The sequence below is a fragment of the Pseudomonas sp. CFSAN084952 genome, from assembly GCF_009648855.1.
In the GTDB taxonomy this organism is placed as follows: Bacteria; Pseudomonadota; Gammaproteobacteria; order Pseudomonadales; family Pseudomonadaceae; genus Aquipseudomonas; species Aquipseudomonas paracarnis.
In genome coordinates this window covers 5597617-5621000 of record NZ_CP045767.1, presented here as the reverse complement: position 1 = coordinate 5621000, position 23384 = coordinate 5597617, and the positions used below count along the sequence as shown (strand labels likewise).

Annotated in this window: 19 protein-coding genes and 1 pseudogene; 4 read left to right on the top strand and 16 right to left on the bottom strand. The window is 61.4% G+C overall.

Annotated features, from left to right (window positions below; translation table 11 throughout):
- Positions 1 to 132: 132 nt before the first annotated feature.
- From GH769_RS25580 to GH769_RS25535, 10 genes and pseudogenes are all read right to left on the bottom strand, one after another.
- Positions 133 to 1629 (bottom strand): YdgA family protein, encoded by a 1497-nt coding sequence (locus GH769_RS25580; protein WP_020302878.1) that lies wholly within the window; start codon positions 1627 to 1629, stop codon positions 133 to 135.
- Between the two features lie 147 nt (positions 1630 to 1776).
- On the bottom strand, positions 1777 to 2409 hold the full coding sequence (locus GH769_RS25575; RefSeq protein ID WP_019819550.1) for a hypothetical protein: 633 nt from the start codon (positions 2407 to 2409) through the stop codon (positions 1777 to 1779).
- A gap of 81 nt (positions 2410 to 2490) precedes the next feature.
- Complete coding sequence (locus GH769_RS25570; RefSeq protein WP_014716387.1) at positions 2491 to 3933, bottom strand: efflux transporter outer membrane subunit; 1443 nt, start codon at positions 3931 to 3933, stop codon at positions 2491 to 2493.
- A complete protein-coding gene (locus GH769_RS25565) occupies positions 3930 to 4820 on the bottom strand; it encodes an HlyD family secretion protein (RefSeq protein WP_032902118.1) in 891 nt (296 codons plus the stop codon). The genes GH769_RS25570 and GH769_RS25565 overlap by 4 nt, the downstream gene beginning before the upstream one ends.
- A complete protein-coding gene (locus tag GH769_RS25560) occupies positions 4817 to 5026 on the bottom strand; it encodes a DUF1656 domain-containing protein (RefSeq protein WP_003187469.1) in 210 nt (69 codons plus the stop codon). The genes GH769_RS25565 and GH769_RS25560 overlap by 4 nt, the downstream gene beginning before the upstream one ends.
- Positions 5023 to 7101 (bottom strand): FUSC family protein, encoded by a 2079-nt coding sequence (locus tag GH769_RS25555; RefSeq protein WP_032902117.1) that lies wholly within the window; start codon positions 7099 to 7101, stop codon positions 5023 to 5025. Before GH769_RS25555 ends, GH769_RS25560 begins: the two co-directional genes overlap by 4 nt.
- Positions 7098 to 7517 carry a MarR family winged helix-turn-helix transcriptional regulator gene (locus tag GH769_RS25550; protein ID WP_003187465.1) on the bottom strand — a complete coding sequence of 140 codons (420 nt, stop codon included), beginning with the start codon at positions 7515 to 7517 and terminating at the stop codon, positions 7098 to 7100. The genes GH769_RS25555 and GH769_RS25550 overlap by 4 nt, the downstream gene beginning before the upstream one ends.
- A 438-nt stretch (positions 7518 to 7955) precedes the next feature.
- Positions 7956 to 8891, bottom strand: a pseudogene (locus tag GH769_RS25545) (Fic family protein); the annotation flags it as partial.
- A 157-nt stretch (positions 8892 to 9048) separates the two neighbouring features.
- Positions 9049 to 9294 carry a DUF2789 domain-containing protein gene (locus tag GH769_RS25540; protein WP_014716383.1) on the bottom strand — a complete coding sequence of 82 codons (246 nt, stop codon included), beginning with the start codon at positions 9292 to 9294 and terminating at the stop codon, positions 9049 to 9051.
- A 32-nt stretch (positions 9295 to 9326) separates the two neighbouring features.
- Complete coding sequence (locus GH769_RS25535) at positions 9327 to 10907, bottom strand: glycosyltransferase family 39 protein (RefSeq protein ID WP_032902128.1); 1581 nt, start codon at positions 10905 to 10907, stop codon at positions 9327 to 9329.
- Between the two features lie 181 nt (positions 10908 to 11088).
- Here GH769_RS25535 and GH769_RS25530 point away from each other — a divergent pair, with 181 nt between their 5' ends.
- The 4 genes from GH769_RS25530 to GH769_RS25515 all read left to right on the top strand — a co-directional run bounded on the left by GH769_RS25530 (position 11089) and on the right by GH769_RS25515 (position 15010).
- Entirely contained in the window at positions 11089 to 13251 is a 2163-nt protein-coding gene (locus GH769_RS25530; RefSeq protein ID WP_032902116.1) for a hypothetical protein, read from the top strand.
- Positions 13248 to 13952 carry a DUF3142 domain-containing protein gene (locus GH769_RS25525; RefSeq protein WP_014716380.1) on the top strand — a complete coding sequence of 235 codons (705 nt, stop codon included), beginning with the start codon at positions 13248 to 13250 and terminating at the stop codon, positions 13950 to 13952. Before GH769_RS25530 ends, GH769_RS25525 begins: the two co-directional genes overlap by 4 nt.
- Before the next feature lie 105 nt (positions 13953 to 14057).
- Entirely contained in the window at positions 14058 to 14417 is a 360-nt protein-coding gene (locus GH769_RS25520) for a helix-turn-helix transcriptional regulator (protein WP_014716379.1), read from the top strand.
- Between the two features lie 68 nt (positions 14418 to 14485).
- Complete coding sequence (locus tag GH769_RS25515) at positions 14486 to 15010, top strand: HipA domain-containing protein (protein WP_239688365.1); 525 nt, start codon at positions 14486 to 14488, stop codon at positions 15008 to 15010.
- 62 nt (positions 15011 to 15072) lie between these two features.
- On the opposite strand, the gene GH769_RS25510 is transcribed toward GH769_RS25515, so the two are convergent.
- From GH769_RS25510 to GH769_RS25485, 6 genes are all read right to left on the bottom strand, one after another.
- Positions 15073 to 17526 (bottom strand): TonB-dependent siderophore receptor, encoded by a 2454-nt coding sequence (locus GH769_RS25510; protein ID WP_032902115.1) that lies wholly within the window; start codon positions 17524 to 17526, stop codon positions 15073 to 15075.
- 92 nt (positions 17527 to 17618) lie between these two features.
- A complete protein-coding gene (locus tag GH769_RS25505) occupies positions 17619 to 18569 on the bottom strand; it encodes a FecR domain-containing protein (protein WP_032902114.1) in 951 nt (316 codons plus the stop codon).
- Positions 18566 to 19075: a sigma-70 family RNA polymerase sigma factor gene (locus tag GH769_RS25500; protein WP_019819531.1), complete on the bottom strand. Its 510-nt coding sequence runs from the start codon at positions 19073 to 19075 to the stop codon at positions 18566 to 18568. The genes GH769_RS25505 and GH769_RS25500 overlap by 4 nt, the downstream gene beginning before the upstream one ends.
- A 74-nt stretch (positions 19076 to 19149) precedes the next feature.
- Positions 19150 to 20595, bottom strand: coding sequence for an efflux transporter outer membrane subunit (locus GH769_RS25495; protein ID WP_032902113.1), 1446 nt, complete (start codon positions 20593 to 20595; stop codon positions 19150 to 19152).
- Entirely contained in the window at positions 20592 to 21650 is a 1059-nt protein-coding gene (locus GH769_RS25490; protein ID WP_014716373.1) for an HlyD family secretion protein, read from the bottom strand. The genes GH769_RS25495 and GH769_RS25490 overlap by 4 nt, the downstream gene beginning before the upstream one ends.
- Before the next feature lie 15 nt (positions 21651 to 21665).
- A complete protein-coding gene (locus GH769_RS25485) occupies positions 21666 to 23201 on the bottom strand; it encodes an MFS transporter (RefSeq protein WP_014716372.1) in 1536 nt (511 codons plus the stop codon).
- Between the last annotated feature and the right edge of the window lie 183 nt (positions 23202 to 23384).

Here is a 23384-nt window from a genome sequence, read left to right as displayed (position 1 = left end):
GGTTTGTGTGGGAGCCGGGCTTGCCCGCGATGCAGGCACCGCGGTCGTTCAGCCAGACCGGGGCGATGCTATCGCAGGCAAGCCAGCTCCCATACAAGCCAGCTCCCACATTTTTTACTGCATTTTCAGCGCTTACTGGGCGCCGCTGACCGCACCGGCCTTGGACATCACAAAGCTGAGGAACTGCTCAACGGTCATTTTCTGGCCGTTGAAAGTCACTTCGTTATTGGCGTAGTGCAGCTTGGAAACCACATCGGTGCCCACCAGGGTTGCCATTTGGGTGCCGACGGCCATGCCGCTGACCATCTCGGCCGCCATCTGCGATTGCTGCTCGATGGCTTTGGGGTCAGTCACGCCGCCGACCTGGGCTTGCAGGGCGGCCACGTCGCTGATCATCGGCTTGGACAGGGTCAGGTTGGCATCGAGCAGCGCAATCATCTGCTTGCCCAGCTCAACCGGCGGCAGCTCCATCGACGTTGGCTTGGCCAGGTCGACCACCAGGTTGAACTTGCTTTCGCCGTGGGTGGTTTTCAGCGACAGGTTTTCCACCGCCAGTTGCGGCTTGGCAGCCAATACCTGGTTGACGTTGGCTTCGGCCAGGGCCTGCTCGGCTTCGGTCAATTGCAGTTCCGGTACCGGTTGGCCGGCAGCGGCAGCGGCTTGCACCGGTTGCATTTTGTCCTGGTAGAGCTTGGTCAGCACCAGCATCGCCGGGATGTCGACGTTCTTCATGCTCACAGCCATGGCCGCCGAGCCGACCGGCTTGCCCTGGTAACCGATCTCGTCGATTTTGTAGTCGACGCGACCGGCCAGGTTGTTGTCCTTGGCTTGGGTGGAATCTTTCTGCTCGAAGCCCTTGAGGGTCAGCACGGCTTTCTGCGGACCGAAGGTGACCTTGGTGTCGGTCAGCTCCACAGTGTTCTGGCCGGTGTAGAAGCCAAAGGTGGACTTTTCAAGGTTGCTGGCGACGGTCAGGCCAGCCAGTTCCGCTTCGAACGGTGCGCCATTGGCATCGATCGCCGCGACCTTGAGGCTGTTCATGAACCCATCAGCCTTGACCTTCTGGCCTTCGGCGCTGCTGTCGAATTCCAGGTTGGCGCCGGAGAAGCTCACCGAGGAGGTGTCATCCTTGAACTCCAGCGGCAGCAATTCGATGTTGCCGCTGACCGAACGGCTGTAGCCGATATTCGCCACGCCTTTGAGCGGCGACACGTCTTTGCTGGCGGCGAACCATTTTTCGGTGGTGGGGTTCTTTTCCAGTTCGTAGTGACTGGTGGCCATGACCGGCAACCACTTGAGGGTCACCAGGCGCGAGAACGGCAGCGGGCCGTGTTCGATATGGTCGACGAACAGCAATTCGGGGTTCGGGTTGTCTTCGCCGAACACGCTGCCTTGGCCCTTGAGGCGATAGTGCGCGGTGCTGCTGAACACGCCACGGTCCAGGGACACCAGCTCCAGGGTCACGCTACCATCGACGCCGGCCATGGAGGTCTGCAGTTCTTTATTGGCGCTCTGGATAGCGGTTTGCAGGACCGGCTCCAGTTGTTTACCGGTGTACCAGGCACCGCCCGCACTGACGGCGCCGACGGCGACAACAAAACCCAAGAAAACAACGGCTGGCTTATTCATGAAGTGACCTGATCAAATCCTGTGAGAAGTGGGCTGTCTTCCTTGAACCCCTGAGGGGATTGGCTCAAGCCCGCCGAAAACGGGGGAAGATTAGCACTGGCGGGCGTAAACGGCCCAGCCTTTCAGAGGGATCAGTTCAGCAGGAGTTCAGGAGTACTCTTGTTCGACTTCATCCAGTTGGTGATCAAAACTCTTCAAGCGCGCGGTCCAGGTGTACACCAACACCTCGAACTCGCGGTGTATCACGGCGTTGCCGGGGGTGTCGGCCTTGGGGTCGCAAAAATCCAGCTGGTAGCGCTCGCGGGCCATTTGCGTGGCCACGTCGGACAATTCCCGCGCGTTATCCAGCCAATGCCTACCGTCGGCAACCTGTCGGTCCAGCAGCACGCATTGTTTTTTCAGGACTTCGAGGCTTTTTTCCAGCGGCGTGCCGGTGAGGTCGCCCATGACTTCCTGGAACGTGCGCCCCGGCTGCCAGTAACTGCCCCAGAAATAGCGGTCGAACACGGTTTCGACGCGGCGCAGGGCGACCTTGGTGTCCCAGATCGCCACGCGGGTCTTGCCCTGCTCGAGGAGTTTTTTCTTCACCCGCTGGTTTTGATACGACGCCCAGGCCACCACGCCGATGGACAAAGTGCCGATCACCAGGCAGGCGCTGTCGAGGAACACCATCGCCTTGTCGAGTTGATGGGCGAGCATGACGCCGTAAAAATACGCGGCCGATAACAAAACCAGTGCGAAGAGCACGCACCAGAAAGCGGGAGCATAAGGGTTTTTCATTCTTGGAATCCCCATGAGCAAACGCGAGCTTTGTCGGGTGAGGCGCCAGCGGGCCTCACCCAAGAAAGCATAGCAATCACCTCACGGTTTGCCGGGTTTTTGCCCTTGCGTTCGTCCGCTTTCCCAACCGCCGCCCAGGGCCAGGAACAGGTCGATCTGGCTCATGGCAACCTGGGTGTTGGCCGCCGCCAATTGCGCACGCATATCGGTGTAGGTGCGCGTGGCTTGCAGGTCGGCCAGGAAGGATTCGCGGCCGGCCTGAAAGAAGCGGTGGGTCTGGCCCGCCGCTTCTCGGGCCGACTGTTCGGCGTCGGCCAGGGCGTCGCGGCGTTGCAACACGGCGGTGTATTGGGCCAGGCCGGTCTGGGTTTCGCGGATGGCGTTGAGCACCACGCCGTCGAAGTGGGCCAGGGCTCCCTGGGTCGCGGCTTCGGCTTCATGCACGCGGGCGCGGGCGCCGTTGGTCGGTACAGTCCAGCTGATCATTGGGCCAAAGCCCCAGCGATTAGTGGCAGGCGTGCCGAGGTTTTCCAGCAGGCCCACGGTGCCTACCGTGGCGCCGATGCTGATGTCCGGGTACAACGCGCCGGTCGCCACGCCGATGCGTGCGGTGGCGGCGGCCAGCTGGCGTTCGGCCTGGCGCACATCAGGGCGGCGCTTGAGCAGCGTGGCGCCATCGCCTACCGGCAGCAATTGAGCAATATGCGGCAGCTCAGCGCAGGTGCCCGTGCCGGCTGGCAGTTGGTCGACCGGTTTGGCCAGCAACATCGACAGCCGGAACAGCGCCGCCTGACGCGAGGCTTCATAGCGCGGTATGTCGGCGCGCAGGGATTTGTATTGGGTTTGCGAGCGAGTCACCTGGGTTTCGTCGCCGCGCCCGGCATCCCGCAGGCGCTGGGTCAGTTTGGTGCTCTGGGCTTGCAGGTCGAGGGACTCGTTGGCAATCGCCAGCTCTTCGTTGGCCGCGCACACCTGGGTATAGGAGCGCACCACATCGGCCACCAGGGTGATGCGGGCGATATCCGCCGCAGCCTGGGTGGCGTCGGCGCTGGCCTGGGCGCTTTCGATGCCACGCTGCAAGGTGCCGAACAGGTCGAATTGATAGGACGTGGTAATCCCGACGCTACCGATATTGCCCACCGGGACTTTGTCCGGCAGCAAGAAGGCCTCTCCAGACTCCTGCAAACGCTGGGCCTCGGCCTTGACGCCGGCACTCCAGCCGCCAGCGGATTCGGCCTGCTGCACCTGATAACGCGAGCGCTGCAGATTGGCGGCGGCCACGCGCAGGTCGGTGTTGGAGGCCATGGCCTGGCGCACCAGTTCGTCCAGGCGCGGGTCTTTGTACAGCTTCCACCAATCCGCTGGCACTGGCGCCGAGACTACATTTTTGCCTTCGCCCATGATCGGCCCTTGAAGGTCGCCACGGTTGACCGCAGCCTGCTCCGGCAGTTTGTAATCCGGGCCTACTACTTGGCAGGCCGACAGCAACAACCCCAGGGAAGCGGTTGCCAGAAGCCGCTTCATGGTTTGCCCCCGTCTTCAACTTTGTCGTCAATGATCGACACCGTCGCCGTGCGCCCGGCGATCATGCGAAAGTCCGCCGGCACGTCATCGAAGGCAATGCGCACGGGGATCCGCTGGGCCAGGCGCACCCAACTGAACGCCGGGTTAACGTTGGGCAACAGATTGGAGCCGCTGCTGCGGTCGCGGTCTTCGATACCGGCGACGATACTCTGCACGTGGCCATGCAGGCGCGCGTTGTCGCCGATCACACGGATATCCACACCCATGCCTACGTGAATGCCGTCGAGCTTGGTCTCTTCGAAATAGCCGTCGATGTGGAAGGAATTGCTGTCCACCACCGATAGCACCGGGCGCCCGGCGGTGACGAACTCCTGGGTACGCGGTGCGCGGTCGTTGACGTAGCCGTCCACGGGGCTGCGAATCACCGAGCGGTCGAGGTTGAGTTGGGCGGAGTCGACTGTCACTTGGGCTTCGGCCAGGGCCGATTGGGCGCGGGCGACGCGGGACTGGCTCTCTTCCAGTTGCTCGCTGGGCACCAGGTTGCCAAGGCCCCGGTTACGCTTGTACTCGCGCTGGGCCTGGGCCAGGGTTTCCTGGCGGTCGGCCACGGCGGCCTGGGCTTGGCGCAGGGCCAGCTTGAAGCGGTCCTGGTCGACGGCGAAGAGCACCTGGCCCTTGGTCACCAACTGGTTGTCGCGCACGTCCACGCGCTGGATCAGCCCGGACACGTCCGGGGCGATCTGCACGATGTCGGCACGGATGTGGCCGTCACGGGTCCAGGGCGCAAACATGTAGTACATGACCATGCGCCACACAACGACGACCGCGAAACTCACGATCAACAACGTCAGGACGACACGGCCGATAGTCAAAAAAGGTTTTTTCATGTCATCAAATATCGACTGAGTGAGTCCACCGCGCCCAGCAACAGCGCGTAGAGCCCCACATTGAACAATGCCCGGTGCCAGACCAGGCGATAGAAGTGCATGCGCGTCAACAGCCCGTGCACCACCAGAAACAACACATAAGTAATGCCCATCAGCACCAGCAGCGTGGGCAGGAATACCCCGCTGATATCCAGGTCACCGATCATAAAGGCGCTCCATCAGGTAACGGCGCTTCCATTTCTGTACCGCCAATGAACTCCACCCCGGGCAACAGCGCCAGGCGCAGGCCGGCCAAGGCGTGCAGCAGGTGCAGGCGGGTGTCGTCTTCGTCTTGCAGGCCCTGGCCGTTGAGGGCGCGACGCGTGCGGTCCAGGGTCATCAGCAGACCGCTGGGCGCGGGCAAGCGTTCACCCGCCTTCAGGCAGGCCTTGAAGTAACCGCCCACGCCTTCCACCACCTGGTTGAGCAACACCCGTGGCACACCGAGGATGCGCGGCGAGTAGGCCAGCAGATCGAGCAGGTTCAAAGCCACGCGCAAGTCGCGCAGGGCGATGCCAGTGTCCTGGCCGGTGAGCGCCAGGCGCGGCAGGTGTTGCATCAGGCGGTCGAGCATTTGTACGGCCATGTGCCGGTGCTCGGCCAGGGTGGCGGGCTCGGTGAGGCTGACGATGTCGCGCCAGCTGAAACGGGTGAGGCGCTTGGCCGCCAGTTCGGCGCCGAAGGGTCGGGCGATCAAGGTCCAAACGAACGCGAACAGCAGACCCACGGGCCCGGCCAGGTTGACGTTGGCGAAGTTGAGAAAGTCCGCGTCATAAGCGCCCTGGATGCTGATGAACGATGAGGTGTTCACCAGCGTCAGCAACATGCCCAGGTAAAACCGTGGCTGCACCGTGAGGGTACCGATGCAAATAAACGGCACGGCGAAGGCCAGCACCAGCATGGGGAAATCATGCAGGTTGGGCAGCACCAGAAACAGATACAGGCTGGCGAACAGCACCGACATGGCGGTCCAGAAAAAGAACCGATAGATCTGCGGTGCAGGGTCGTCCATCGAGGCGAAAAAGCTGCACGCCACAGCGGCAAGGATCACGGCGCTGCCGCCGTCGGTCCAGCCCAACAGAATCCACAATACCGAGGCGACGATGATTGCGGTGACGGTGGAAAACGCCGAGTAGAACATCAGCCCACGGTCGAGGAACGGCGTGAGCCGGCCCAGGCGCCAGTGCCGGTAAACGGCGCGCCAGGTGTCCTGACTTTCACATTGGATGGCGGCTTGCAGGCTGCGGCAGTCTTGCCACAAATCGACCCATTCGCCCAGGCGGTACAGGGCGTTGGAGAACAGCAAGGTGTGACGGTCATCCAGCGCTTCGCCTTGGGGTTGGGCGGCGTCGATCTTGTCACGCAATACGCGCCAGCGTTCCAGGGGCGCTTGTTCGGTAGTGCTTTGCAGCCAGGCGTTGGCCGCTTCCAATAACGGCGTGAGCTGGTCGAGAAACTCCGGCGCACGGTGCTCGATGGCGTACACCGCATCATCCAGAGCGTCGATCACTGGCAGCAGGTGAATCATGCGCCCGCGCAGTTCCTTGGTGTTGCGTACTGTCTGCGGGCGCGCGCCTTCGTGGGGCAGTTGGCCGATCATCAATTCGAGGGTATTGAAAGTGGCGACCATGCCGCCGCGCAGGTTGCTGACTTCTTCGGGGTCGACCTTGCGGCTGAGAAAGCGCTGGCTGTAGACCTGGGCGTCGCTGAACCACTTGGCCACCGAGCCATCGAACACCGGCATTAGGCGCCGGGGCCAGAACATCGCGCCCACCACCGCCGCGACCGCAATGCCGAGGAAGATTTCTTCGGTACGCGCCTCCGCCACATCCCAGACCGCCAAAGGGTTATCCACCACCGGCAGGGCAATCAGCGGCAAGGTGTAGCCGGCCAGCATCAGGGCATAGTTATTCGCGGTGCGCAGGTGCATGGACAAGAACAGCAAGGTGCCCGTCCACAGCGCAATCACCACCACCAGAATGTAGGGTGACTGCACGAACATCGGCACAAACAGCACCGCCGCCGCCGCACCCATCAGGGTGCCGATGGCGCGGTACAGGGCTTTGGAACTGGTTGGGCCGACAAACGGGCTGGAGACGATATACACCGTGGCCATCGCCCAGTACGGACGCGGCATTTGCATGAGCATGGCGATGTACAGCGCGATCATCGACGCGGCGAAGGTACGCACCCCGTAGAACCAATCGCGGGCAGGCGGGAAGCCGGTAAAAAATCCGTTCAAGACGACACAGCCTCAGCCGCTTCGAAGGCGCGCAGTACGCGCAGTGCGGCTTGCAGATCGTCAGGGGCGATATCTGCCAACACGTCTTTGCGCAGGCGCACCAGTTGCGCTTCCACCGCCTGCACCAACTCACGGCCACGCTCGGTAAGGCTCAGGGCTTTGGCGCGGCGGTCGTGGATGTCTTCGGTGCGGCAGACGTAGCCGTCACCGCACAGCCGGTCGAGCAGGCGCACCAGTGATGGGCTTTCCATACCGGAAGCCTGGGCTACTTTGACCTGGTGTACCCCGTCGCCCAAGCGGCCGATCATCAACAACGGCACGGCGCAGGCTTCGGAGATGCCATAGCTCACCAGCGTGGTCTGGCAGATTTTGCGCCAATTACGGGCGCCCACCACCATGCTGCTGCTGAGGCTCATCTGGAGTTGTTCGAGGGATTGAGGCACTGGATAGTTCGCATACAGTTAGTTTGCTAACTATCAATATGGTGGAGGAAGGGTTTGCCGTCAAGTTTTGAAACAATTTCGCAGATGAGTGGTGGGATGCGCGTTCGCCATGCAACAAACAAAATGTGGGAGCTGGCTTGCCTGCGAAAGCGGTGGTTCAGTTGAATATTCAGTGACTGACACGCCGCCTTCGCGGGCAAGCCCGCTCCCACATTAGGTCAGCGTCGGCTTCATGCTTGCTGCTCAGCCTGCCCGCCCAGACGACGTAGTCTTCCACGCGGAATTAGTCGCACCCACTCATCAATAGGCGATATCCCTTTGATAAGAAAAAACGTCTGCTGCATCTATAGTCCGTTTCACCTAGAGAAATAGGACGTTTCCCATCTTTTCACGAAGTGTCTGGATCACCTCTTACTCGCCCATCAACCTCAAGCTCTCCTCCTCAATAAACCCAAACACCTCATCCGCCACGCTGTATTGAAACTGCTTACGCCGATGCTTGGAAAGCTTCCCACCGTTATCCAGGCACATCATCACCAGCTTCGACAAATCACTGCCACGCACGTCGTAGCGTTGGTTCACTGCTTTGATCACTTGGTCATAACGGTCGAGGAGTTCGGTTTCTTCGCGCAGTTCCACTTCCAGGGCTCGGCGGGCCATTTGCAGGGTGAATTCGACGCAGCGGGTCGCATCCCAGTAGCGATAGATCGAGGGGTGGCCGATGAAGTCGAACGCCATGTGGTCCGCATCCAGCCAGGTGACGTTCCAGAACTCACGGGTTGGCTGGGAAAAGGTTTTCAGCGCTTGCAGGTAGGCTTGTTCTTCATGCTTCATGGCGACAGAAACCGGTAGCAGCAAACCATTTTCCAGTGCGCCGTAGTGGCAAAGCGTCTGGTGAATCAGGAAGCGAGACAGGCGCCCATTACCGTCCATGAACGGGTGCAGGAAGACGAAACCGAAAGCGGTGACCGCGGCCGCAACCAAAGGATCGACGTCTCGCACGGGCTGGTTGGCGAAGGCCATCAGCTCTTCCATCAATTCCTGGCAAAGCGCGGGGGCTGGCGGTACGTAGCTCACACCGGCTGCGCCGCGCAGCCCGTTATGCAGATGGTTCTGTTCGTGGCGAAACGCGACGGCTTTGTCGAAGGGGTTGGAGACTGTGCTGTTTTGCAGCTCGACCAAGTAGTCTTCGGTGAGCAAACGGCCTTCGTGGGCCTGGCGCAGGAGTTGAACGAAGCGACGGGATTTTTCTTCGCTGGGTTGTTCTTTTTCGATGGCAAATGAATCGCGGGTTTCGTGCAGGTAAGCCCACTGGATGGCGCGGTCCATCATTTCGGGAGGGAGGGTGCGATAACCTTTAGATCGAGCGCCTCACACAGATGAGCGTATCCGACTATTGGCAGGGCGAGCTTTTCCAGAAAAAATTCACTTAAGCGATTAAAGCCCAGTTTTTTTTACCGCTCACCATTTTTTTTTACATACTCGCATTTCTTGGGATATTTTTTTACACCCCTCGCCCACCCCGCAACATCAAATTCAACTCATCCACCACCACCGCCCAATCCGCATCCTCCAGAATCTCTTCACGCAAAAATGTCTTCTGGGCGTCGCTCCAAAAAAACGCATCCGCCAGTTTCAACTCCGGCTTGAGCGGCGAATGAGAGGCGACAAATTGCTCAATGCTGACCGGGTCGTCCGGCAGGCCAAGCTGTTTGAACAAAGCCGGCAAGCTGTGCAGTGGCGATTCCATGAAAGGCTCCTCATAGGTAGGTTCAAGTGAGTCTAGCGGCAGCCTTCAGGTTGCGGCGCCGGTGCGTTGCATAGCACGAACAACCGCGCCCTGGCGCCACCGCCGTCCTGGCGACTGAGCTCGCGCCAGCCGTTGGGCAGTGGCGCGAATTCATCTGGGGCTTCGTTGCTGCTGATCAACCATACCCGCCGCGTTTGAGCAGGCAGTGCTGAGAGGCGGTCCAGATAGATGCGGCCACCGTCCTGGTCCACCAGTGTGCCGAAACCATAGGCGTTCGGGCGCGTCGCGGTGCCGTCGGGTTTGGGCGGTGTGAAGAGCTGCAGTTGCGCGTCGGTCTGGTCGTAATACACGTAGCTGAGGTACCACATCATGTCACTCAGGACGATGCGGTCGCCTTCCTGGTAGTTGCGATTGACGAACTCCACCGGCACGTTGAACTGGTCGTGCTCATCCACTTCGAAGTTGTTCTTTAGCCCCAACAGTTCTACGCCAACAAACAGTGCGAACAACGCCACGCCCAGCCAGCACAAACGGGAGGGCAAACGGTCGATGGCAAGCGCCAGGACTATCGGCAGGCCTAACGCATACACCGTGAGGTAGCGCTCGATAAACACGGGCGAGATAAAGGACACGCCATAGACCAGCAGCAGCGGCAGCAGGCAAAACAGTGCCGGCAGGCGCGCCGCGTGGTTGCGCCAGGCCGTCGATACAACCACCCCGGCGAGCAGCAGGGGGAACAGCCAGAACAGCGGCGGCCACAGGCCGAGACCGTCATCCTGCAACAGGAACTGCCAGATGATCGACGGCAGCGACAGTAGATTGACCGGCTCTTCCCAACCAATGTCGCCGCCGACTTTGAGCTGTTCGACGTGCTGCACCAAATCCAGCAGGTTGGGTAGCCAGGGCAGATACAACAACACTATCGCTACGTTGGCGACCCACCAGGCAGGTCGCGTGATCAGGCGTTGAGCTGGCGCCTGCAATCCCAGGTACGCCCAATGCACCAGCACGCACAGCGCGGTGAAGTAGTGGGTATAGAACCCGGCGCTCATTAACAGCACATACACAGCCAAATAACGCACGCGCTCGGGCTGCTTCACCCAGTACACCAGGGCCAGCGTGGCGCCCAGTAGCCACACGCCCAGCAGCGAATACATGCGCACTTCCTGGCTGTAGCGCACTGCGGTCGGCAGCAGCGCCAACAGGATCCCCGCCAGCACGGCTGCGCGTCGGGTGGACAGTTGCCGTGTCAGCCAGATGCCCAGGCCCACGACGGCCACGCCGGGGATTGCACTCAGGCTGCGAATTGAGCCGATGCTGTCGCCGAATACTTCGATCCAACCGCGCAGCAGCAAGAAATACAGCGGTGGGTGCACATCATGGGCCGCGTGAAACCACAGGTCGGCCAGGGCGTATTCGCTCAGTAACAGGCTTGAGCCTTCGTCGCCCCAGATCGCCGCCGAGGTGAGGTGGTAAAACCGCAGGGCCATGGCCAGCGCCAGGATCGGCACCCACCACAGACGGCTGAGCCAGCCGGCACCTTCCCAGGTCGAGCGATGCAAGGCAGGCAATGCCCCAACTGTTTCGTTTTGCTCTACCACAGACCGACGCACCTCAAATTCTCCCGGCATGACCCTGCTTGCCTATGCGCAAACACCGCCACTCTAGGCCAAAAGCCCTGGCCTCGCCGCTGGAATCGGACAAATCAGCAATTTGTGTAGGCCTTCACCGAAGCACTCGTCGGATCAGGCTATTATTGCCCCTTCTCCAAGGACTCAGGATCAAGGAAACGTTATGCGCATCGGTTTGCTGTCACCTCTGGCCCTGGCCCTGTTGGCCGGTTTTTCCCTACCGGCCCAGGCCAGCTCTGACGACTCGTGTTACCCCGATTGGCGGGTATCGCGTGACAGCTACGAGCCGTGCAGCAACCAGCCGTTTCTCAGCCCTGGCAACGACAGCCGGGTGAACCTGCGCCTGTTGCTGGCCGACAAAAAAGCTGCGCCCCTGGCTCCGAATGCCTTGGGCGAAGACGATTTGGCGCAAGGCTTTGGCCCGGTGCCGTTTCCGGTGTACCGCCTGGTGCCGGTTCCGGCCACGAATGAGGAGCCTGACAACAAGGCTGACGATTCACGCACAGCCGAACTCGACACGCTGCTCCAGCCCCTGGGCATCAAGCGCGAGGAGTACAAGACCGCAGGCCAGGCCTTCCTGAATGGCGAAGGCAGCCGTTGCCGCAGCAATGACGATGACAGCGCCACGGCGTTTATCAGCCAGGTGATCAAGGCCCAGATGCCGCCCGCCGAGCGCGATGTGTTGGTAAAAGCACGCCTGCAGCTGCTGACCACCTGTGACTGGAGCCGCCAGGTCGTGGACGCGCAGTTGACCCCCTCGGCCAACGCCCAGTTGTTTCGCACCTATTTGCAGGCCGCCGGCGACTTCTACAGCGGGCGCTTCGATTACGCCGAGCGCGGGTTCGCCGCCGCCGCCACCAGCGATGTGCCGTGGCTGAAGGAAACGGCGCTGTACATGACTGCGCGTACTTCACTGAATCAGGCCCAGGCCGAAGCTTTCGACGAATACGGCATGCCGCAACGCGAGCATGTGGATAAGTCGGCCTTGAGCGATGCCGAAGAAGGTTTTCTCAGTTACCTGAAACATTATCCACAGGGCGATTACGTTGCATCGGCCCGTGGCCTGTTGCGCCGTGTGCACTGGCTGGCGAACGACGACGCCAGGCTTGCCGAAGACTTCACTTGGCAGTTCACCGAGGCCACTGAGGCCCAGCGCAATGTGAGCGTGGACGAACTGGTGGAAGAGGCCGACCTCAAGTTGCTGATGGTCGGCAATAAAGCGGCGAACAGCCCGATGCTGCAAGTGGTCAGCGACCTGATGGCGATGCGCGCCCACACCCCGCCGCTGTTGAGCCGTGAAGACCTGGATAAGCAAAAGAGCACCTTCGCCAGTGAGCCGGCGCTTTTTGACTTCCTGCAAGCCAGCTATGCCCTGTACGTCGAACACCAACCCGACGCGGCCTTGAAGCACCTGCCGGCGGATGTGCCGTCGAGCCTGGATTACTTCGCCTTCAGCCAACAGACCCTGCGCGCCCTGGCTCTGGAAGCCAAGCAGGACTGGAAGGCCGCCGAAGCCCTGTGGCTGCAACTGCTGCCGCTGGCCAAGCAACCGCTGCAACGCGATCAACTGGAACTGGCCCTGGCCATGAATTACGAGCGCAGCGGCCAATTGGCCAAGGTGTTCGCCGCCGACTCGCCGATCAGCGCCAAGCAAGTGCGCTACATCCTGCTGCGCAACGTCGCAGGCCCCGACCTGCTGCGCCAGCAGATCGCCAACGCAAGCGACCCGACCGAGCGTCAGAGCGCGCAATTCGTGCTCCTCTACAAAGACCTGCTGCGCGGCCAGTACGCCACCTTCGCCGATGACCTCAAGCAGGCCTCGTTCTCTGACGACAAACTCGGCACCAGCCTGGGCTACACCTATACCAGCGGCCAGACCTTGAAGCTGTTCCAATGGAACGGCGACAAGGCCGAATCCGGCTACGCCTGCCCAAGCATCGCGCAAACCGCGGCGACCTTGCAGAACGAGGCCAAAAACCCGCATGCGTTGAACTGCTTCGGTGAGTTCATCCTGCGCAACGGCTTGGACGGCATGCCGTTGGAACAACCCCGCGCCGCCGGCAGCCTGGGCAGTACCGCCTCGGACTTCAAGGGTGAAACCTTCTCGCGCCTGGACGGCTACAAACAGGTGATCGCCAACGCCAAGGCGCCGAAAACCGACAAGGCTTATGCGCTGTTCCGCGCCATCAACTGCTACGCGCCGGCCGGTTACAACAGCTGCGGCGGCGAAGACGTGGCGCCGGCGGTGCGCAAAGCCTGGTTCCGCCAACTCAAGAGCGGTTTTGCCGATACCCAGTGGGGCAAATCGCTGCAGTACTACTGGTGAAGCCGCTGTGGCTGGGCTTGCTGTTGCTGGCAAGCCCGGCTTTTGGTGCCGTGGACGCCCGCGCCTATGACGCCTTCTGGCTGTGGAGTGGCGTCGAGCCTCAGCCGGTGATCAAGCAGGCAAAAACCCTGTACATCCTGCAAGGCCAGATCAACTCCACTCGTCGCGCGCCCCAGCGCGGCGTGCAATTGATCGCCCAGGGCATGAGCGTGCCGCGTATTACTCAAGGCCACGTCTGGGTGGTGTACCGCGCCCACACCTTGCGCTGGCCGGAACGGGTCTACACCCAGGTGCTGGGCCAGGTGCAACGCTGGCGTGACGCCGGCAACCCGGTGATCGGCATCCAGATCGACTTCGACGCCCGCACCCAATATCTGCACGAATACGCCGATTTTCTGCGCGACCTGCGCCAGCGCCTGCCTGCCGACCTGCGGTTGAGCATCACCGGCCTGATGGACTGGAGCAGCAACGCCGACCCGGCCGCTATCGCCCAACTCAAGGGCGTGGTGGATGAAGTGGTGGTGCAGACGTATCAAGGGCGTCACAGCATCCCTGACTATGCCGCGTATTTGCCGCGGATGAATCGGCTGGGCGTGCCGTTCAAGATTGGCTTGATTCAGGGCGGGGAGTGGCAAGAGCCGGGGTATCTGGGGGCCGATGAGTGGTTTCGGGGGTATGTGGTGTTTTTGCAAAACCTTTGATTCTTCCAACCCTGCAAAAAGCCGGCCTCGAGCCGGTTTTTTGCAGGTGGCCTTAGAGGCTTGGATGATATAAGTTACCTTTGTTGCTTTAAAGGGTGATATATCATGCAAGAAACAGCGAAACCCTACCCGCACAAAGGGTACATCTCTGAGAGAAGCGCTGAGCTGATGAGAGGTATCGGGAACGGTATCGAAATAGCCCGCATTCGTCGCCGGTTGAAAATTTCCACCATATGCAGCCGCGCGGGCATTACGCGGCAGACGTATCAGCGGCTGAGGCAGGGCGAGGCCGGCGTATCCCTCGGCGTGCTGATGAATGTGCTTAGCGCGATGGACTTGGAAGAAGGTATGGCGAGCATTGCGTCACCAGAACTTGACCAGGTTGGGATTACCATGAGCCTCGCCCGTGAGCCTGAGCGCATTCGCACTGAAGGAGAACACGATGTCCTGGAAGCCGATTGGTAATGCCTTTGTTTTTTCAGCTCACTTAGTCGGTGACCCGGTCCCTGTTGGCGAAGTGGCCATGCATGGGAATGGATTCGTTTTTCGCTACGCCAACAGTTGGCTCGCGCGGCCCGACGCATTTGCGATTGACCCGCGTCGACGCGGTTGAAAGTGCCGTTTCCTATTACAGGATCGCAGACGTTTTGAAGAAGGTCAGCGACGATGCAACGTTTGATATGCGTGAGCTTTACAAGCGCATGGCCTTCAATGTGCTCATCGGCAATAGCGACGACCACCTGAAACAAACCGGGCTGCTGCTGACCAGCGCCTCGGGCTATTCCCTTGCGCCAGTATTTGACGTGTTGCCCCACCCTACCCAACTAGGCTTGCAGGCGCTCATCATCGGCAATGAAGGCCGGGTATCGTCTGTCAGTAATTTGCTGAGTACGCCTGAACGCTTTGGGTTGGGGGCGGATGAAGCAAGGTCCATCGTCACGGATATGTATGCCGTCGTGCGAGAAGCCTCCGGCTTTTTCGAAGCGGCAGGCTGTAGCGGTGCCGAGGTACGCATGCTTTCCAATGTGTGTACACGATTTGCAGCGGACCTGGTGTAGGGCGGCAACAGAGCGCACCCTTGAAGGGTGCGCGCCGCAGCAAATATCACCTAAACGCTAAGTTACCAATCGTACGTCAGGCTCGACACCACCGTGCGTCCTTCCCCGTAGTAGCAATCCAAATCAGTGGTGCACTGCGAGACGTAGGTCTTGTTGCTGAGGTTCTGCACGTTCATCGCCAGTTTCACGCCCTTGAGCTTGAGCGGCGAGGCGCCCAGGTCGTAGCTCAGGCTTGCATCGTAGACGCTGTAGGACGGCACATTAAAAGCGCCTTCGTAGTCGTCGCCCAGGCTTTGACGGGCATAACGCACGCCCAAGCCCGCGCCCAACCCTGCCAAGGGCGTGTCGCCGAGCACGGTGTAGTTGACCCACATCGAGGCGGTGAGTGGGGAGATGCCGGCCGGGTGGCGACCTTGGCGGCCATCGTTGTCCTTGGTGTATTTGACGTCATTGCGCGCAGCCGAGGCGACCACGTCCCAGGCATCGCTCAAGACGGCCTTGGCTTCCAGTTCAACACCTCGCGAGCGCAGGGCGCCGCTTTGGGTGCTGAAGGTGGTATCCACCGGGTTGGTGGTCAGCACGTTTTCCTGGTCCAGTTGGTACACAGAAGCCTGGATGAAGCTCTTCTGGCCCGGTGGCTGGAACTTCACGCCGACTTCGTATTGTTTGCCGGTGGAGGGTTCGAAGGGTTTTCGGTTCGCATCAGTGCCGGCCAGCGGCAGGAAGGATTCCGAATAGCTGACGAAGGGCGACAAGCCGTTATCGAACAGGTACACCAGGCCCGCACGGCCGGTGAACGCCTGGTCTTTGCTGGCAAAGCGGGTGTCCTGTATCGGCTCCTTGTTCACCACATTCGCCCAGTCATAGCGGCCACCGAGTACCAGTACCCATTTATCCAATTTGATCTGGTCCTGCAGATACAGGCCGGTCTGGGTGATGGTGCGATCCCAGCGGTACGGTTGGCCGAAGTTCAAGGGCTGGCCGTACACCGGTTTGAACAGGTCAATGATCGGCGGGTTGCGGTCGTACAGGCCATGGAACTGCGAGTTGGAATGGTAGTAGTCCAGGCCAACGATGAAGGTGTGGGACAGCGCGCCCGTGTCAAATTCGGCCTGGGCGATACTGTCCACGCCGAACACTTTGTTGGTCTGCGACCAGTCCACGCCGAAGCGTTGCAGGTAACGCTGGTCTTGCACGCCGGTGTTTGGGTTGGCGACGAAACGGTAGCCGTGCAAGGGCGCGGTGTAGCGGTCGTCGACCTCGGCGTAACGGGCGTTTTGCTTAAGGGTCCAGATGTCGTTGAGGCGATGGGAAACTTCGTAACCCAGCACGTATTGCTCGCGGTTGTACTGGTTGACGCCCGGCTCGCCGATAAACACATCGCGCTTGATCTTGCCGTTGGGGTTGTCCCACAGCGTGCCGGACGCCGGCAGGCCTTGGGCTTCGGGCACGCCTTTATCTTTCTGGTACTGGGCGAACAGGGTCAGGCTGGTATCGTCGTTGGGGCGCCAGGTGAGGCTGGGGGCGATGAACTGGCGCTTGTTTTCGACGTAGTTGATTTCGTCTTGCGCGTCATTCGCCAGGCCGGTCAGGCGGTAGAGAAACTGCCCCTCCTCGTCCAACGGGCCGCTCAGGTCGATGGCCGCGCTTTTGTGTTCGTAGGTGCCGGCTTCCAGTACCACTTGGTGTCTCGGCGTTTCGCTGGGGCGCTTGCTGACCATATTGACGATACCGCCCGGCTGGTTCTGGCCGTAAAGCACGGACGCCGGGCCCTTGAGCACCTCGATGCGCTCCAGGGAATACGGCTCGATCTGCAACGCGCCACCTGTGCTGCCGCCGCCATAAGGCAGGTGCAGGCCGTCCAGGTACAGCGGCGTGGGCGAGAAGCCGCGTGACGTCGGCTCATCGAACAATTTGACTCGGTCGGCAAAACCTCCAGCGCTCATACCGGGGGTATAGAGCAACGCCTGGGTGACACTCTGGGCACCACGTGCCTTGATCTCGGCGGCGGTGATCACGTTGATGGTCTGGGGGATTTCCACCAGCGCCGAGTCAGTCTTGCTGCCCGAGGCGCTGCGCTTGGCGACAATACCGTCCACGGGACCCCAGGCGCTTTCCTGCGCCTGCCGGCCGCTGATCTGGGTCGCGCCCAACTGCAAGGCTCCGTCGCCGGAAAGGGCCTGCAACGACCAACCGCCCTGGGACTGCACAGCCGCCAAACCGCTGCCCGCCAGCAAGCGCTGCAACCCCGACCCTACGCCATAACGCCCTTTCAAGCCGGCGCTGCGCTTGCCGTCGGTGAGCGAAGCGTCAACCGACAGCAGGATGCCTGAGGCACTGGCGAAACGGTTCAACGCCTGGTCGAGGCTGCCCGCAGGGATGTCATAGCTGCGCAGCGCTTCGGTGCTTTCTTCGGCTTGAACCATGCTCGGCAGTACAGGAGCCGTTGCCAGCAGGCCGGCAAACAGGCCACGACGCAGCGCGCGGGCCAAAGGTTGGATTGGGTGGTGCGACATGGCAGGACTCCCCGTGAGAACGCTTCTTGATTGGCTTTCAAGAGGTATCCCGAACGGGCCGCAAAAACCGACAAGCCCTGTACAAAGTATTTTCAGATCCGCGCCTTGATCATTACCCAATAACGGGTCACCGCCTGCACGTGCACGGGCAACGAACGCTCCAAGGCGGCCAGGATCGCGTCGGTGTCGTTCAGCGGGAACACGCCGGTCAACAGCAGGTTCGACACCGCCTGATCACAGCGCAACAGGCCCGGGCGGTAGCGACTCAGTTGCGCCACGAACTCACCCAACGGCTGACGTTCGGCAACCAGACGATGCTCGGTCCAACTGCTGGCATTGGCGCTCACTGCCGGCAACGCGGTGCTTTGACGCGCGTTGAACCACAGGCTGTCCCCTGCCTGCATATGCACCGGCGCACCCTGCAACGGCGTGACCCGCAGGCAACCTTCATACAAATCCACACGGCTGCCGTCGGGCAATTCACGTACCGCAAAGCGCGTGCCCAACGCCTGTACATCACCGGCAGGCGTTTCGACGATCAGCGGGCGCGAGGCATCGTGGCCGCTGGTCAGCAAGACCTCGCCTCGGATCAGCCGAATACGTCGTTCGGTAGCGCTGAAACGCAGGTCTACGGCGCTGTCACTGTTGAGGTCCAGTTGCGTGCCGTCGCTCAAGGTCATATGGCGAATTTCGCCCGTGGCGGTACGCAGCTCTGCAAAGGCCGCTCGCCAGGGTTCGCTGCGTTGCACCAGGTAGCCGCTGCCACCGGCCACCAACAGCAGGCCGAGCAGTTTGAGCGCGGCCCGACGCTGGGTATCCGGGGTGTCGCGCAATACCGCGCGAGCGCTGTCGGCAGGTACACCGCCCAGGGTGTGTTGCAGCTGCTGCAAGCGCTGCCAGGCGCGGCGGTGTTCCGGGTCAGCGGCCTGCCAGCGGGCAAACGCCTGGCGCTGCTCGCCCTTGAGCTCGCCGCCCCATTGCAGCATCAACCACTCGCTGGCTTGCTCGACAATCGCGGGGGCGATGGGCGCGTCGTGCTTCATTCTTCGTACACCACCTGGTAGCAGGCGACGATGGCGCGGGTCATGTACTTCTGCACCGAGCTGACGGTGACGCCCAGGCGTTCGGCGATTTGCGCATAGCTCAAGCCTTCGAACTGCGAAAGTAAAAACGCACGGCGTACATTGTCGGGCATGCGGTCGAGCATGGCGTCGATCTGCATCAGGGTTTCGAGGATCAGCGCGCGAGTTTCCAGGGAAGGCGACTCGGGCTCGGGCAGGTGCGCGATGCTTTCCAGGTACGCACGTTCGATGCGCAGGCGGCGCCATTGGTCGATCACCAGGTTACGGGCGATCTGCGCCAAATAGCTGCGGCTTTCCTTGTCACCCGGGAAACGCCCGGCCACCAGCAGGCGCAGGAAGGTGTCCTGCGCCACATCGGCGGCCTGCTCACGGTCGCCCAGGCGCTTGCGCAACCAGCCTTGCAGCCAGCCGTGATGGTCGCGGTACAGGATGTGAAGCTGTTGCTGGCCGTCAGTCGCGATGCCCATGAAAAGCTCAGAAGTGTTATTGAGAGCAATTATCATTACATCTTATTTGACGACTGACAAAAACTCTTTCTCACTCAGCGCCCAGCGGCCTGCAACGGATACACCGACTCCCACCCTCCTCCCAACGCTTTGTACAGCCCGACCATGGCCAATGACACGCCGGTGGAGCTCTCCACCCACTGTTCCTGAGTCGCCAACAACGCACTCTGCACGGTGAGTACGTTGACGAAATCCGCCACGCCTTCGACGTACTGGTGTTGGGCGGTGGTCAGCGCAATTTGGTTCTGGCGCACGGCTTCCGCGAGGCTGTCGCGGCGCAGTTGGCTGGCGTTGTAGCGGGTCAGTTGGTCGTCGATTTCATGCCAGGCACGCAGCACGGTTTGCTGGTAGGCCAGGGCCGCTTCCTGTTGCTGGGCTTCGCGTAAATCCAACATGCCTTGCAGGCGCCCGCCGTTGAACAGCGGCAGGCTCAACTGCGGGCCGAAGGCAAAGGCACGGGAACCCCAGGAGCCGAAATCCGAGAGCTGCATGGCTTGGGAGCCGAGGCTGCCAGACAGGGTGATGCGCGGGTAGAAGTCGCCCTTGGCCACGCCGATGCTGGCAGTGGCAGCGTGCAGGCGGGCTTCGGCTTGGCGGATGTCGGGGCGACGCTCGGCGAGTTCCGATGGCAGGCCGATCGCGACCTGGCGTTGGGTTTGCGGCACGGGAGCGTCTTTGGACAACTGCGCGTGCAAGGCCTGAGGCGGCTCGCCCATCAGCAGGCTAAGGGCGTTGATCAATTGGTCCTGGCGCTGTTGTAAATCCGGCAGGCGCGCTTCGATAGCCGCGACCTGGGCGGCGGCTTCGGCCACATCCAGGTCGGTGGCCACGCCGTCGGCCAACCGCAATTGCGAGAGCTTGAGGCTGTGGCGCGCAACATCAAGGTTTTGCTCGGTGACGGCACGGGTGTTTTGGACGCCGCGCAGTTGGATATAGTCCTGGGCAGTCTCGGCCAGCACCGATAACAACACGGCGCGACGGTCGTTTTCGGCAACTTCCAGCGTGGCGTCGGCTGCTTCGGTTTCACGCTTGACCCGGCCCCAGAAATCCAGCTCCCAAGAGGCCGAGAAGCCCATGTCCCATTGGTTGAAGGCTGCGCGGCCATTCTCGCCGGAGGGGTCGTTCAAGCCTTTGCCACTGTTACGTTTGCGCTGGTAGCCGCCGCCCGCATCGACATTCGGGTAGCGCTCGGCGGTGGTTACCTGACGTACCGCGCGGCTCTGTTGCAGGCGGCTGCTGGCCAACTTCAGGTCGAGGTTATCGCTGAGGGCGCGGCGTGTCAGGGCTGAGAGCTGCGCGTCGTGGAACACGTCCCACCAGCGCTCCTGCAAGGGATCGCTGACGGCACGGCTGGCAGCTTGTCGGCCCTGAGGTTCGCTCCATTGATTGATCTGCGGGCTCTCGGGCCGCTGGAAGTCGGGACCGACCGTGCAGGCACTCAGGGTGATCAGGCTCAAGGTGAGCCAGGCAACGTGTTTCATTGCTGGGCCACCTCACGCTGCTGCTCGACGGGCCGGGTATCGACGCTGGCTTCTACCGACATGCCCACGCGCAGGCGCTCAGTCAATGGCTGGTTCGGCTCAAGCACGATCTTCACTGGAATACGCTGCACCACCTTGGTGAAGTTGCCGGTGGCGTTGTCGGGTTTGACCGAGGCGAAGGTCACTCCCGTGGCTGGCGCAAGGCTTTCCAGATGGCCTTTGAGCAGTTCGCCGTCAAGGCTGTCGACGCTGACTTGCACCGCTTGCCCCGCGTGCATATGCGACAGTTGGGTCTCTTGGAAATTGGCCACCACATAGGCTTCAGAAAGCGGCACGACCGCAAGGATCTTGCTGCCCGGTGTCACGTAGGCGCCGACCCGCACCGCACGCTCACCGACCATGCCATCCACCGGTGCGACAATGCGCGTGTAAGACAGCTGATAACTGGCCATTTCCAGCGCGGCCTGGGCGCGTTTGAGTCCACCTTCGGCGGCGTCACGCTGGGCGGTGAGGATTTCCACCTGCTTGCGTTCGGCGGCCAGCACGGCGGTGGATTTAGCCAGGCGCGCAGTAGCCTGGTCGATGCGCGTCTTGGCTTGCTGGGCGTTCTGCACGGTGCCCGCACCGACGCCGGCAAGGTGGTTGTAGCGGTTCAGTTCGTGTTCGGCAAAGGCCACTTCGGCGCGATCTGCTGCCACGGTGGCCTGGGCCTGGGCGATCACCGAGCTTTGGCGCTCCAGGGTCGCGCTGGCGTTTTTCAGCTGGGCCTGGGCGACCAGGGTGTCGGCATCGGCGGCCTGGGCGGCGGCGCGAAAATCGCGGTCGTCGATCAACGCCAGCAGTTGCCCGGCTTTGACACGCTGGTTGTCTTCCACCAGCACTTCCTTGATGAAGCCGGCAACGCGGGGAGCGACCAGGGTGAAATCCGCCGCGACGAAGGCGTCGTTGGTGGTCTGGTGCTTGCTGCCCAGTACGCCCGGCGCAACCAGGTAAACCAGCACACCGACGGCAAATACGGCGATAACGGAGACGGCAATTTTATCTTTGCGTTTCATGGAAAGTCCTTGTGGTCAGGCCGGAGCGCGAGGCGGAAAGATCCGCGTGGGCATCCAGAAAATCAGCAGGATCAACGCCACCGCGACACCGGCCATGACGACGTAAAGATCCGAAGAGGTCAGCACCACGGTCTGCTCGTGCAAGCGGTGGGCGAGGCCCGGCGCGTCAGCGTCGGCAAGGGGCGAATTGCCCAGGCGGTCTACTAACATGGTTGAATGGAAATGCCCGCGCTGGGTGGTCAATGTATCCAGCACCGCAGTGGCGATCACAGCGGCCAGGCCCTTGACGGTGTTGAACCAGGCCGAGGCAAACGGCCCTTCGATGGGTTGGATACTGCCGGTGGACAGCATCAGCAGCGGCAGCACGGCCATGGGCTGACCGAAAATCTGCAGCAGGTACCAGCCATAAAAGTCATCACGAATCCACGCCGAGGTCAGGTGGGAACTGCCGAGGCAGCACAGCACCAACATACTCAGGCCAATGCCCAGCACCCAGCGGCAATCGACCCAGCGCAGGTTGCACAGCGCCGCCACCAGCGGCAGCGCGATCAACTGCGGCAACGCCATCAGCAGCATCACCGGTGCGGTCTGCAGCGGCCGGTAGCCCTGAACCTGAGCGAGGAAACTGGACGGGATGATGATCACCGAGGTCAGCACCATCAGCACGCCGGCCAGCACGATCAAGGCAAACGCCAGGTTGCGCAGGCCGAGCATCTGCAAGTTGAAGAAGGGCAGTGGCTGTGACCATTCGTTGAGCATGAACAGCGCCAGCAACACTGTGCCGCCACACAGCAGGAAGGTAATCAGGCCCGACTCGAACCAGTCCAGGCGATTGCCTTGCAACAGGCCGATCACCAGCATGCAAATCGCCGGGAAGCCCAACAGCAAACCACGCCAGTTGAACTGCTTGAAGCGCTCCAGGCGCAGTGGGTCTTGTGGCAAACCGTAGGCCACGGCCGCCATGGCCAGCAGGCACGGCGCGACGATCTGCCAGAACGCCCACTGCCAGCCGACGTATTCGGTCCACAACGCCGCCAGCGGCGTGCCCAGGCTGGGGCCGAAGGTGGCGGTCAGTGCGTAACCGGCCAAGCCATACAGCTTGACGTTGGCCGGCAGGAAACGCAGTGCCACGGTCATCAGCATCGGCGGCAGCGCGCCACCGGCCAGACCTTGCACGGTACGCAGCAGCAGCAGGCTTTCGTAGTTGGGTGCGAACGGGCAGAGGATGCCCAGCACGGTGAACAAGCCGATGGCGCACAGCGTGAAACGGCGCAGGGAAAACGTCACCGAACACCACGGCGCAAACGCCATGGCTGCCACGGAAGTGGCGGTGTAGGCGGCGACCAGCCAGGTGCCTTCATCAAAGCCGATGTATAGCGCACCACGGATATCGGCGAGGGCGACCTTGGTGACCATTTCGTTGAGACCGGAGACCAGTACCGCCAGCAATACGCCGAGCAAGCCGATGATGATGCGCGGGCCGAATACGGGTGGGCTCAGAGCCGTAGGTTTGGCTGCGGCCTGGAGGACGGGGGCAGCGAGGGACGTCATGAACAGGTAACTCGGAATAAGAAATACCCGAGCAGTTTAATCAGGCACTCTCATGACAAAAAGTTACTTGTTAGCAGGTTATAAGTGCGTCAGACGCAACTTTGAACATCAACACTGAACCCTGTGGGAGCTGGCTTGCCTGCGATTGCGGCCTGACAGATGAAAATGTGTTGTCTGACGCGC